Origin of the sequence: Candidatus Filomicrobium marinum (assembly GCF_000981545.1) — a bacterium.
GTDB lineage: Bacteria > Pseudomonadota > Alphaproteobacteria > Rhizobiales > Hyphomicrobiaceae > Filomicrobium > Filomicrobium insigne.
On the sequence record NZ_LN829119.1, the window covers coordinates 1,237,922 to 1,250,527 of the forward strand.

Sequence of the window (12,606 nt, forward strand, 5' to 3'; positions counted from 1 at the left end):
GTGAACAATAAGTTCTTCGCCATGACAGCAGCAGTTGCTGTCGCTGGCTCATTCGCGTTTGCCAATGCGGCTTCGGCACGCGACCAGGTTCAGATTGCGGGTTCGTCGACGGTTCTGCCTTATGCGAACATCGTTGCCGAGCAATTCGGCAAGACCTACGACAAATTCAAGACGCCGGTTGTCGAATCCGGTGGTTCCTCAGCTGGTCTCAAGCAGTTCTGCCAGGGCCTTGGCGAGAAGACGATCGACATCGCGAACGCTTCGCGCAAGATCAAAGACGCCGAAGTGAAGGCCTGCGCCGAAGCTGGCGTTAAGGACATCATGGAAATCCGCTTCGGTTATGACGGCATCGTTTTCGCGACGGACGCGAAGGGCGACGCCTGGGCGCTTGAGCCTAAGGACGTTTATCTGGCTCTTGCTGACAAGATTCCCGTTGACGGCAAGCTCGTAGACAACCCGAACAAGAAGTGGAAGCAGGTCAACGCAAAGCTCCCTGATTGGGACATCGTTGCTTACATTCCAGGCGAAAAGCACGGCACGCGCGAAGTCTTCGAAGTGAAAGTTATGGAAGAAGGCTGCAAGGCTTCTGGCGCTTACGACCTGCACAAGGCTGCCGCTGGCGACGACGAGAAGAAGGCCAAAAAGGCAGCTGAGAAAGCTTGCTTCAAGGTCCGTAAGGATGGCGGCACGGTCGACATCGACGGTGACTATACCGAAACGCTCGCACGTCTTCAGTCGAACCCGACCGGCGTTGGCGTGTTCGGTCTGTCGTTCTACGAGAACAACACCGACAAGCTGAAGGTCGCTACGATGAGCGGCATTGAGCCAAACGTTGAGACGATCTCGACCGGCAAGTATCCGGTTTCGCGCCCGCTCTTCTTCTACGTCAAGAAAGCGCACATCGGCACGATCCCTGGTCTCAAGGAATACGTCGAATTCTTCACGTCCACGAAGATGATCGGTCCTGACGGCCCGCTCGCTGAGTACGGTCTCGTTCCAATGCCGAAGAATGAACTTGATGAGCTGCAGAAGGCCGTCAAGTCAGAAGAGATCATGTAATTCGCCGGGAGGTGGGGCAGGGCTGCCCTGAGTAGCTTGGCCCCGCCTCTGGCGATGTCTGACATGGCATTTCGATCCGGGTCGCTGGCTGGTTAAGTCGCGGCCCGGGTTGACCCGGGTAAGAGACCCGAATGGGAAAAGTGAAAACGATGGCGAAGGCATATTTTGCACAGGGGGTCGTGTGTCTACCTCGATGATCCTACTCGGATTGCTGATAGCAGCAGCCCTTGCTTACATCGTCGGTATCGTCCGGTGCCGCGCTTCTACAGGCGGTGATGTCGCGAAATTGCATTCGCGGACCGGCTATTATGGTTCCTACCTTGCGATCTGGACCGTTCTTCCCGCACTTTTCTTAACGATCATATGGGCTGCCGCAGAGCAGCCAGTCATCCGCCACTTGGTCGAGACCTCATTGCCGGCGCACGCTACCGGGGTAGAGAACGATGCACTGATGTCGCTGACATTGGGCCGCATTAATTCCGTCGCCGAAGGCCTGCCAAAACTGTCTCAGAGTGAATTCAAAACCATAGAAAATGCCCGCCTCGGGTTTACGCCCATGTTAGAGGCGCAACGCCTACTGCAGGAAAAAGGCGTGATTCTGGGGGCGGAGCCTGAACCCTACATAATCTCTGCGGCCTACGACGAGGTCATCTACAGACATACGAGCAGCTGGTTGATCACTGGCCTCGCCGCACTCGCCGCATTGGCTGGATTTGTCTACGGCTTCACGCAAATTAGGCCACGCCTGCGGGCCCGAAACACAGTTGAAAGGGTGGTTCTCGCGGCCCTTATCGGAGCCTCGACGGTCGCGATTCTGACGACTGTTGGGATCGTGTTCTCGGTGCTCTTTGAAACGATCCACTTCTTCCAATCTGTCCCCACTTTCGACTTCTTCTTCGGAACTGTCTGGGACCCACGCTTTACGTCCGCAGGTCGCGAAGGTGGTGCCAGCGGTCAATTCGGCCTTCTGCCCTTGCTGTGGGGCACGCTCTTCATCTCCTTTGTGGCTCTGGCCGTGGCGGTTCCCATTGGGCTGTATTCGGCGATCTACATGTCGGAATACGCCGGACCGAAGTCCCGTGGCTTTGCCAAACCGCTGCTTGAGATCCTCGCTGGCATCCCCACCATCGTCTATGGCCTGTTCGCATTGATCACGTTCGGACCGTTCCTACGCGACACAGGCGCCATGGTGGGTCTGGATATTGCCGCTTCGAGTGTGCTGACGGCGGGCATCGTGATGGGGATCATGATCATCCCCTTCGTCTCGTCGCTGTCCGACGATATTATTTCCGCAGTGCCACAGTCGCTGCGCGAAGGATCATACGGCCTTGGCGCGACGAAATCGGAAACGATCCGCAAGGTCGTCCTGCCTGCTGCTTTGCCAGGTATTGTGGGTGCGGTCCTCTTGGCGGCGTCCCGCGCCATCGGCGAGACGATGATCGTCGTGCTTGCCGCTGGTATCGCGGCGAACCTCACGCTCAACCCGTTCGAGTCGGTGACCACAATCACCGTCAAGATCGTCAGTCAGTTGACCGGTGACCTTGAGTTCAACAGCCCGCAAACGCTGGTTGCGTTCGCACTCGGCCTGACGTTGTTCGTGATCACGCTCGCCCTTAACGTCTACGCGCTCTATATCGTGCGCAAATATCGGGAGCAGTACGAATAATGGCGACGACACAGGATACCCTGCACGCGGCCGCCGACGGTCGTAAGCTCAATGATCCGGCTATGCTCAAGCGCCGCTACGCAGCGGAATGGCGGTTCAAGGCATACGGGCTCGGTGCTTTGGGCATAGCGCTCTTCTTTCTCGTGGTGCTCTTCTACTCGATTATCTCTCAAGGCTGGACGGCATTCCTGCAAACGAACATTAAGCTGGATGTCGCGCTCAACGAGGCGGACTTTCAGGACGCAGATGGCCAAATTACTGAACAGTCGATCCGTGTAGCCGACTACACGAAGATGGCGCGCGACGCCCTTCAGAGTACGCTCGGTCTGGAAAGTCCCACACGCCCAGAGAAGCGAGATTTGCGCGGTCTGCTGTCTCGCGGCGTTGATGTGCAGATCCGCAGCAAGATCGAATCGGATCGCAGCGTGATCGGTCAGACCGTGCCCGTCTGGGTTCTCGCCAACGGTGAGGTGGATGCCCTTATCAAGGGCTCGATCGATCGCAACACCCCCGAGGAGCGTCGCCAGCTCAACAACAAGCAGTTGGCGTGGATCGACAAGCTTATAGCCGAAGGGCGCCTGGAGAAGCAGTTCAATACAGGCCTCTTCACTTATGGCGCATCTAGCCAGCCGGAAACCGCCGGCCTCGCCGTCGCGCTTATCGGCTCATTCTTCATGATGCTGATTGTGGCACTCGTTGCGGTTCCCATCGGTGTAGCGGCCGCAGCCTACCTGGAAGAATTCGCGCCAAAGAACACGTTTACCGACATCATCGAGGTTAATATCAACAACCTCGCTGCGGTCCCGTCCATCGTGTTTGGCCTGCTCGGATTGGCGGTTTTTATTAACTTTATGGGCCTGCCACGATCAGCTTCCCTGGTCGGAGGTCTCGTGCTATCGCTCATGACACTGCCGACCGTGATCATTGCGACGCGCGCCGCTATTCGCGCTGTGCCGCCATCGATCCGGGAGGCTGCGCTAGGTGTTGGCGCGTCGAAGATGCAGACCTTGTTCCACCACGTACTGCCGTTGGCGCTTCCCGGTATTCTAACGGGAACCATCATCGGTCTTGTTCAAGCGCTTGGTGAGACTGCACCGCTTCTGATGATCGGCCTCGTGGCGTTCGTTGTCGACTATCCGACAACGCCCTTGGACCCGGCGACGGCTTTGCCGGTGCAGATTTACATGTGGGCGAGTTCCGCCGAGCGCGGGTTCGTCGAGCGAACGATGGGCGCGACGATTGTCCTGCTGATGTTCCTCTTCGTGATGAACGCAGCGGCCGTCTACCTGCGGCGCAAATTCGAACGGAAATGGTAATTGAGATTGGCGGCTGATATGGAACAGATTGCAACCAGCGCAACGGCGGAAACCGCACCTATGAGCGGCGTCGCCAACGGCGAAGCTCCAAAGGTCACGGCGCGTGATGTTTGCGTTTTCTACGGTGCCAAGCAGGCTCTGTTTGATGTAAACCTCGACGTTCCGCGCAACTCCGTGACGGCGCTGATTGGCCCCTCGGGCTGCGGTAAGTCAACGTTCCTGCGCTGCTTAAACCGCATGAACGACACGATCCCGATCTGCCGGGTAACTGGTAAGATCGAACTCGATGAGCAGGACATCTACGATCGCGATCTCGACGTCGTGGAGTTGCGCGCCCGCGTTGGCATGGTCTTCCAGAAACCGAATCCATTCCCCAAGTCGATCTTCGACAACATTGCGTATGGGCCGCGCATTCACGGCCTCGTTCGCGACAAAACCCACCTCGAAGAGATCGTTGAAACGAGCCTTGAAAAGGCGGGTCTCTGGAAAGAAGTCAAAGATCGCGTCCATGAGCCCGGTACGGGTCTCTCGGGCGGCCAGCAGCAGCGTCTCTGCATTGCTCGCGCCATCGCCACGACCCCAGACGTTATCCTCATGGACGAACCCTGTTCGGCACTCGACCCGATCGCAACAGCGAAGGTTGAAGAACTGATCCATGAACTGCGCCAGAACTACACGATCGTAATCGTGACGCACTCCATGCAGCAGGCGCGTCGCGTCTCGCAGAAGACGGCGTTCTTCCACATCGGTTATCTCGTGGAAGTGGGCGATACAGAGCAGATCTTTGAAAACCCGCAGGACAAGCGGACTCAGGATTATATCATGGGACGCTTCGGCTAAGCCTAAACTGGCCGGGAACTGACCCGCGATATTGGCGGCGAGACCCCAGGGGGGTGGTTTGCCAAAAGGAGAAGAGCGATCATGGTCGGCGATTCATCGCAAACCGTGAAATCTTACGAAGAGGAGCTTGCCCTCCTCGACAAATCGATAGCCCAGATGGGTGGCTTGGCTGAGCACGTCCTCGGCCTTGCCTTCGATGCGTTGGAGCGGCGTGACCCGCATCTCGCCGAGAAGGTGGTCGAAACCGATCGGCAGATCGACGCCCTCGAGCGGGGCATCGAGGCGAAAGTCGTCGCGATGATCTCCCGGCGTCAACCGAGCGCTGGGGAACTCCGCCATATCCTCGGGGCCATGCGTATCGCGAGCGATCTCGAACGCATTGGCGATCTCGGGAAGAACATTGCAAAGCGCGCGCACGCCATCGCCAGTCAGCCCCATCCCAAGCCGTTGATCACGGGGCTGCGTCATATGGTGGAACTCGCGCTCAGCCAGCTTAACGACGTTCTCGATGCCTACGCGGAGCGCGATGCTGAGCGCGCGCTTGCGGTCTGGCGCGATGATGAGAAACTCGATGCTGTCTACAACTCTTTGTTCCGAGAACTCCTCACCTACATGATGGAGGATCCGCGCAACATCGGGATTTCCACGCATCTTCTGTTTGGCGCTAAGAACATTGAGCGCGTTGGAGATCACACAACCAATATCGCTGAGACCATCCAATTCTTGGTCAGCGGCGAGGCCATATCCGACGATAGGCCGAAGAGTGACGACACCAGTACGACGCTGATCACGAGTCAGGGTGCAGTAAACGGGTCGCATACCTAATCGCTCAATGACCGGAAAATTGGATCATGTCAGCTAAGGTCTTGATCATAGAAGACGAACTTCCGCTTGCTGAACTCCTCCGTTACAATTTGGAAGCCGAGGGCTATCGGGTCAGCCACGCCGAAACCGGTGAGGAAGCAGAGATTATGGTCTCTGAGGAACTGCCCGATCTCATGGTTCTGGATTGGATGCTACCGTCAGTGTCAGGCATTGAGTTGTGCCGTCGGATGCGGTCCAAAGCCGAGACGCGTAACGTCCCCATCGTCATGCTGACCGCGCGCGGCGAGGAAGCTGACCGCATTCGTGGTCTCTCTACCGGCGCCGACGACTACGTGGTCAAGCCCTTCTCGCTTCCTGAACTGATGGCACGCGTGAAGGCCATTCTGCGGCGGGCTGCACCGGAACGGACGGCCGAGGTTCTCCGCGTAGCCGAGGTCGAACTCGACCGTGCCGCCCACAAGGTGTCTCGCGGTCTTCGGGAAGTTCGCTTGGGGCCGACGGAATTTCGCCTCCTCGAATTTCTTATGGAAAGTCCCGGGCGCGTCCTCTCCCGTTCGCAATTGCTGGATGGCGTCTGGGGGCGCAACGCCTTCGTCGATGAGCGGACCGTTGACGTCCACATCGGAAGATTGCGCAAAGCGTTAATCCGCGGCAAAGAGCGCGACCCTATTCGCACGGTGCGCGGCGCTGGATACGTGTTCGGTGAGCGCACAACCAATCGCCAGTTTCACTTTTGACGAAAGATTGCAACGCGGGACCAGCATCAGGATGATGCGGGCTCCCGTGTGGCACATTATTGATTGCTTTTTAATTTCAATGCCCAGGGCAGGTGCGCCCGGCGTCTAAAGCCGTTTATTAGCGGCAATCAGCAAGCTTCTTTTCCGCCTGAATGCCCAATGAACACCATATTGCATGCGGGTTCAGTCGATCTCTGCCATTTTTCTCCTCCATGATCGTCGCCGGTAACCATGAAGCGCACTTTTTGTTCGTTCGGGACGCTGGTCATAAGTCGGAAATTCTGCGCCAGCGACGGAAATCACCATACCTCTGACGTTAAGCAGAGCGAAAGTGATGGAGGGGAAGGAAATGCGGCTGATAACCCGCGCAATTTCGGGGCTTATGATCGTCGCCGTTACCTTGGGACTATTGGGGGTCGCGGGGTGGCGTGTGCATTCAGTGATGACGGCCGAGAAGTCAGGCCGCAAAATGCAAGCCCGAGAGCGCGAGTTTTCCGTGCAAGGCGGTCAATTCGAAGCGCAAGATTTAACGCCAGTCATTACTGCATACGGCCAGATTCACGCGTGGGAGACGCTGGAAATCCGGGCCGCTGCGTCCGGGCCAATCACTGAGATCGCTGACAATTTCCGCGACGGTCGCGCAGTCGAGGCAGGTGAATTGTTGTTCCACATTGACCCCGATACGGCGCAACGGCGCGTCACCGACGCCGAGGCTGCCCTTATGCAGGCGCGCTCCGAACTCGCCGAAGCCGAGGCCGCTTTAAGCTACCTGCGAGCCGACGAAAATCTCGCCCGCACTCAACTTGACGTTCGGAAAGCGGATTTAGAGCGCAAGCAGCAACTCCATAAGAAAGATATCGTAACAGCCGCCACGCTGGACGAGTCGACAATGGCGGTCTCATCCGCTGAACAGTCGCTCGCGGCGAAGACGCAGGCAATCGTAGCGGGTGAAGCTCTCAATGATCGCGCACAAAAGAACCTCGAGCGCGCTGGCATCGCATTGAAGGATGCCGAACGCGCGCTGCGTGACACAAGCTACCGCGCACCCTTTGCCGGCCGTTTGACATCGGTCGCAGCCACCCTCGGCCGCCGCGTCTCGCAAAACGAAAAGCTAGCCGACCTTATTGATCCCACCGCTCTGGAGGTTTCTTTCCGCGTGCGCAACAGCGAATTTGCGCGCTTAATTGATCCGAACGCGCCAGATAGGATCCTCCGCCAGCCCATCAAGGCACGTCTGGATCTGCAAGGCTATACGGTCGAAGTTGAGGGCGTTCTCGATCGGCCTGCTGCCGTCGTTGACATCAATCAGGGCGGGAGGACTGTGTTCGCGCGCTTGAAGGGCGTCGCATTGTCGGCGTTGCGTCCAGGTGACTTCGTCACCGTCGAGGTTTTTGAGCCAAGGCTACAGAACGTTGCTCTGGTTCCTCACTCCGCTGCCACTGAAGATGGGCGCATGCTTATTATCGAGGGTGATCGCCTCGCAGAGGTCAAGGTCGACATTAAACGCCGTCAATCGGACGGTCTCATCATCAGCGGCTTTCCAGCGGATAAGAGCTACGTGATCACACGCATGCCCTATCTTGGTCCCGGCATCAAAGTGAAGCCACCAAGACGGCAACCGAAGGACGGCAGCTCAGATCCGATCGCGGCCCTACCTCAGCCCGACAACCTGGTCGCACTGAGCGAAGAGCAACGCGTCGCCCTGATCAAGCATGTCCGCAGCTCCACGCGCATGTCGGAACAGCGTCGCAAGGAAACAATTGAGGCACTGTCCAACGCCACCGCGCCGAAGGACCTGGTTGATCGCCTGCAGCGGCAACTCCAGCGTCGGGAGAGCCGCTCATGAGCGCGCACAATGCACCTCACGATCGCGGCGGCATGAGCAACACCGGCTTTATTGGATACTTCGTACGGCACCGCACAGCGGCGAACCTTCTCCTGACGCTTATTGTTGTCTGTGGCGTCGTGGCTGGGCTCCGTATCCGTGCGCAGTTCTTCCCCGATATCGCCATTGAGACCGCGACCGTAAGCATCGTTTGGCGCGGCGTCGGTCCCAAGGAAATGGATGACGCGATTGTCGCGCGCGTCGAGCCGAAATTGCGGGCCATTGAAGGCGTCAAAACTGCAAAGGCCGTCGCGCGAGAAGGCGCAGCATCATTCACGCTCGAATTCCAGCCCGGTTGGGACATGGCAACCGCCATGGACGAGGTGAAAGCGGCTGTCGACGAAGTGCGCGACCTGCCTGAAGACGCCGAAGAACCGGTCATCAAGCGCAAGCGTTGGCATGACACGGTCACCGACGTCGTAATTTCTGGCGACGTTGGCATCGGATTGCTTGAGCGTTACGCCGAACAGCTCAAGACGCGATTGTTCCAACTGGGAATTACCAACACGGAGATCGACGGGATATCGGACCCTGAAATCCGTATCGACGTTCGCCCGGAAGCGCTCGAGCGTTATGGCATCACCCTTCAAACGGTTGCGAACGCCATCAAATCTGAGACCGGGACGCAGCCCGTTGGAGAAATCCACAAAGGTGCTGCACGGATACGCACAGCCGCACAGGAATTGACGGCCTCTGCGGTCGGCGCCGTCGCGGTGCGGTCGTTGCCCGATGGCACGAAACTCCGCGTTGCCGACATTGCGAACATTATCGAAGAAGGTCTTGATCGCGAAATCGCCATGTATCACCAGGGTGTCCCTGCCGTGGTGCTGGACATCAGTCGCGATGCCAACGGCGATGCCATCCGCATGCAGCGTCAAGTGGAAGCCGCGATCGCAGAATTTCAACCGACGCTTCCGGAGGGCGTAAAGGTCTTCCTCGCACATCCGCGGGCGCAACAAATCATCGACCGTCTTGACCTGCTGATTGACAACGGCATCACCGGCCTGGCCATCGTTGTCGTATTGCTATTCCTGTTCCTCAACGCCCGCACGGCGGTGTGGGTGGCCGCGGGCATCCCCGTCGCGATGGCGGCAACCGTGGGCCTGATGTACGCCTTCGGCTTCACCTTCAACATGATCTCGCTGTTTGCGTTGATCATCTGCCTCGGCATCGTTGTCGACGACGCCATCATTATCGGCGAGCACTCCGACCACCTCGCACGTAAGGGGCTCTCGCCTGCGGTGGCTGCCACAACGGCGGCAGAACGCATGCTCGCGCCGGTGTTCTCAGCTGCGATCACGACCGTCATCGCTTTCGGTGTGCTCTCCCTGATCGGGGGACGCTTTGGCCGCATGCTCTCGGATATGCCGTTCACCGTTGCGGTCGTTCTGCTGGCAAGCCTGATGGAGTCGTTCCTGATCCTGCCAGCTCACATGCGGCACGCCTTGATGCATACAGGTCAGCGCTCTTTCATCGACCTGCCGAGCGAATACGTAAACCGGGGCTTTGCATGGTTTCTCGAACGCGTATTCCGGCCATTGATGCGTATCGTGATGACGTTGCGTTATCCCGTCGTCGCCGCTGCCGTCCTTCTGCTGGCTTTCTCGGTGACGGCGCTGATGGATCGTACAGTGACCTGGCGCTTTTTCTCATCGCCGGAGCGCCCGACCGTGCGCGCCAACCTCGCGATGACGGAAGGGGCCACCCGCGCCGACACCCGGGCGATGATTGCCGAACTGGACCGAGCGTTGAAGGCGGTGAATGACCGCTATGAGAAGGAGTACGGCACGGCTCCCGTGAAAATGGCGCTCGCTAAACTCGGCGGGAATACCGGGCGCGGCTTGAAGGGGGCGGACACGAAGGAACCCGATCAGTTGGCCGGCTACGATATCGAGCTGATTGATCCGGATCTGCGTCCTTATTCCGCCGCTCAGTTTATTGCCGACTGGGAAGCGGAAGTCCGCCCGACACCATTCTTGGAGACACTCGCTTTACGCGGGGACCGATCCGGGCCGGGCGGCGATGACATCAGCGTCCTTCTCGCTGGATCTGATGAAAACGTCTTGAAATCAGCCGCAGAAGCGCTGAAGGCCAGCCTCGCGAGATTCCCTGCAGCCACCGGCGTCGAAGACGATCTGGCATATGATAAGCCAGAACTCGTCGTGACCTTGACGCCGAAAGGCGAAGCATTGGGCTTCACCACAGAGACGGTGGCCCGGGCATTGCGCGAACGCCTCGACGGTATCGAGGCCGTCACGCTGGCACGCGGATCGCGCGAGATTATAGCCAGGGTTCGGCTGTCCGACGCCGACACAGGCCGAGATTTCTTGCATCAAGCCTTTTTGCCCATCCCCGATGGCGGTTTTGCTCCGATCAATGAGATCGCCACGATCACGGAATTGCATGGCTTCTCATCAATCCGCCGCGAGAACGGTTTGCGTCGCGTAACCGTCTCCGGTGATCTCCCTGATGATGCCGTCGCCGCGGAAGAAGTCATGAGAGCTTTGCGGGATGAAATCCTTCCCGGGATCGCGGGCCAGTTCGGTGTGGAGTGGTCCATGGGAGGGCTAGCCGAGCAGGAGGGAGAGTTCTTCACCGAGGCTTTGACCGGTTTCCTCCTGGCGATGGTGGGAGTTTACGCCGTGTTGGCCTGGGTGAACGGGTCCTGGACACGTCCCGCTACCATAATGCTCGTTATTCCGTTCGGCCTTATTGGCGCGATTTGGGGGCACTGGCTGCACGATGTCCCGATGAGCATGTTTTCGGTCGTTGGCTTGATCGGGATGGCGGGTATCATCATCAATGACTCCATCGTACTCGTAACGACTGTTGATGAGCGTGCCACGCGCCAGGACATGACGAGTGCAATCGTCGACGGCACGTGCGACCGCTTGCGGGCGATCTTCCTGACAACGGCAACAACTGTTGGCGGTTTGGCTCCGCTGGCGTTTGAAACAAGCCGGCAAGCCTTGTTCTTGAAGCCGACGGTGCTGTCACTCGGCTATGGGCTTGGCTTCGGCATGTTGCTCGTGCTGCTCGTCACGCCGTCCATGCTGGCGATACAGCATGATATCGGCATGAGCCTCAAGAGCTTCCGGCGCTATGCAAAGGTTCGCCGCCGGGCGCGCAGCGGAGCACGCTTGGCGCGGGTCGCCAGCTGAGCGATGCGGCCGATCCTTGAATAAAAAAGGTTGGTTGCCCGTAGGCAACCAACCTTCCCCCGCTGCCTAGCGCCCACTGAGAGGTGCTGGCAAAATTCCCTCTAAACAAAATCAGGCGTCAGTCGTTTCCGTTTCATTGCGGGCTTCATTGCGCGCCAAGGCAACACGAACTGTTTCGACCTGCTCGCGCTCGCGACGCCGCGGTTGCGGCGGCTGGAACGCACGCCGGGCGTGGTGTTCGCAGTACGGAAGACCAGGAACTTTATCCTTCCCGCAGAAATGGAACTCAGCCGTTTGCGGATCGCCGATTGGCCAACGGCAGCACGATCCAGTCAGTGTCTGGATGCTTTTGCGTTCAGCCATCGGAATTACAAGTTCTTCGACGGTTGGGGTGAATGGCTCGGCGTCCGGAGAATAAAGTGCACGGACAGCAGGATTGCCATTGGTCGGAAAACGGGCCGGACGGGTCTGCCGCTTGGCAGCGTTTGCCAGGCGGGGTCGCGGGCGGTGCGACTTTATCCGCGAAGTCGTTGCCCGACCGGACAATCCCAGCCGATGCACTTTGCCGATGACTGCGTTGCGCGTTACGCCGCCGAGACGTCCGGCGATCTGGCTTGCGCTCAACCCCTCCGACCAGAGCCTCTTAAGAAGCTCAACTCTTTCGTCGGTCCAGGCCATGCTTGTCGCTCCCTTGAGAATCACATCACAATCGCGCTCCACCCGAAGGGGGCGCGGAAAAAGACCGACCGGCCGAAATGGCGCTCGAAAACGCGCTATAAGGCGCGCAATGAGCGGAACTCATGCCGACGCAATCGGATTACGAACGCTACTTGGAAGTACGCTTGACAAACTCACGCGAAACAAAAGGGGCGCTACTCAGCCACCAAACGCGTGCGGGACGAAAACTCTGTGGCGTCGCCAACTCAGCGACATCTCGTGCCCGGACCCCTTCACAGTACAACATCCAGATTTCGCGCTACAAGCATTGAGGTTCGGGTAAGACACCCGTTGACAACGCCACGTGGCGTCTTCGCAACACAAATGATTCGTACGGCAGTGTTTTGGCGAGCACCGAACACTGCTATAGAGCTAACCCCGGAAAGTACGCGGAGCCATA

At 58.4% G+C, this 12,606-nt stretch carries 9 protein-coding genes; 8 read left to right on the top strand and 1 reads right to left on the bottom strand.

The window, feature by feature from the left end:
• Positions 1 to 21: 21 nt before the first annotated feature.
• From YBN1229_RS06005 to YBN1229_RS06040, 8 genes are all read left to right on the top strand, one after another.
• Complete coding sequence (locus YBN1229_RS06005) at positions 22 to 1,059, top strand: PstS family phosphate ABC transporter substrate-binding protein (protein WP_046480045.1); 1,038 nt, start codon at positions 22 to 24, stop codon at positions 1,057 to 1,059.
• A 181-nt stretch (positions 1,060 to 1,240) separates the two neighbouring features.
• Positions 1,241 to 2,725, top strand: a complete 1,485-nt coding sequence (pstC, locus tag YBN1229_RS06010) for a phosphate ABC transporter permease subunit PstC (protein WP_046477374.1) — start codon at positions 1,241 to 1,243, stop codon at positions 2,723 to 2,725.
• Positions 2,726 to 2,787: 62 nt separating this feature from the next.
• Positions 2,788 to 4,041, top strand: a complete 1,254-nt coding sequence (gene pstA / locus YBN1229_RS06015) for a phosphate ABC transporter permease PstA (protein ID WP_244465056.1) — start codon at positions 2,788 to 2,790, stop codon at positions 4,039 to 4,041.
• A 60-nt stretch (positions 4,042 to 4,101) separates the two neighbouring features.
• The gene (pstB, locus tag YBN1229_RS06020) at positions 4,102 to 4,881 is read left to right on the top strand and encodes a phosphate ABC transporter ATP-binding protein PstB (RefSeq protein ID WP_046480047.1); all 780 of its coding nucleotides are present in this window, start codon (positions 4,102 to 4,104) and stop codon (positions 4,879 to 4,881) included.
• An 81-nt stretch (positions 4,882 to 4,962) separates the two neighbouring features.
• Positions 4,963 to 5,706 (top strand): phosphate signaling complex protein PhoU, encoded by a 744-nt coding sequence (gene phoU / locus YBN1229_RS06025; RefSeq protein WP_046477375.1) that lies wholly within the window; start codon positions 4,963 to 4,965, stop codon positions 5,704 to 5,706.
• 26 nt (positions 5,707 to 5,732) lie between these two features.
• A complete protein-coding gene (gene phoB / locus YBN1229_RS06030; RefSeq protein WP_046477376.1) occupies positions 5,733 to 6,443 on the top strand; it encodes a phosphate regulon transcriptional regulator PhoB in 711 nt (236 codons plus the stop codon).
• Between the two features lie 349 nt (positions 6,444 to 6,792).
• Positions 6,793 to 8,289 (top strand): efflux RND transporter periplasmic adaptor subunit, encoded by a 1,497-nt coding sequence (locus YBN1229_RS06035; RefSeq protein WP_046480048.1) that lies wholly within the window; start codon positions 6,793 to 6,795, stop codon positions 8,287 to 8,289.
• Positions 8,286 to 11,489 carry an efflux RND transporter permease subunit gene (locus YBN1229_RS06040; protein ID WP_197540887.1) on the top strand — a complete coding sequence of 1,068 codons (3,204 nt, stop codon included), beginning with the start codon at positions 8,286 to 8,288 and terminating at the stop codon, positions 11,487 to 11,489. Before YBN1229_RS06035 ends, YBN1229_RS06040 begins: the two co-directional genes overlap by 4 nt.
• Before the next feature lie 111 nt (positions 11,490 to 11,600).
• Here the strand turns inward: YBN1229_RS06040 and YBN1229_RS06045 are convergent, their stop codons facing one another.
• Positions 11,601 to 12,167, bottom strand: a complete 567-nt coding sequence (locus tag YBN1229_RS06045) for a GcrA family cell cycle regulator (protein WP_046480050.1) — start codon at positions 12,165 to 12,167, stop codon at positions 11,601 to 11,603.
• Between the last annotated feature and the right edge of the window lie 439 nt (positions 12,168 to 12,606).

Coding starts and splice junctions, on each gene's coding strand:
- YBN1229_RS06005 (WP_046480045.1), top strand. CDS start 22: ATGACAGCAGCAGTTGCTGTCGCTGGCTCATTCGCGTTTGCCAATGCG.
- YBN1229_RS06035 (WP_046480048.1), top strand. CDS start 6,793: ATGCGGCTGATAACCCGCGCAATTTCGGGGCTTATGATCGTCGCCGTT.
- pstB (WP_046480047.1), top strand. CDS start 4,102: ATGAGCGGCGTCGCCAACGGCGAAGCTCCAAAGGTCACGGCGCGTGAT.
- YBN1229_RS06045 (WP_046480050.1), bottom strand. CDS start 12,167: ATGGCCTGGACCGACGAAAGAGTTGAGCTTCTTAAGAGGCTCTGGTCG.
- YBN1229_RS06040 (WP_197540887.1), top strand. CDS start 8,286: ATGAGCGCGCACAATGCACCTCACGATCGCGGCGGCATGAGCAACACC.
- pstA (WP_244465056.1), top strand. CDS start 2,788: ATGCTCAAGCGCCGCTACGCAGCGGAATGGCGGTTCAAGGCATACGGG.
- phoU (WP_046477375.1), top strand. CDS start 4,963: ATGGTCGGCGATTCATCGCAAACCGTGAAATCTTACGAAGAGGAGCTT.
- phoB (WP_046477376.1), top strand. CDS start 5,733: ATGTCAGCTAAGGTCTTGATCATAGAAGACGAACTTCCGCTTGCTGAA.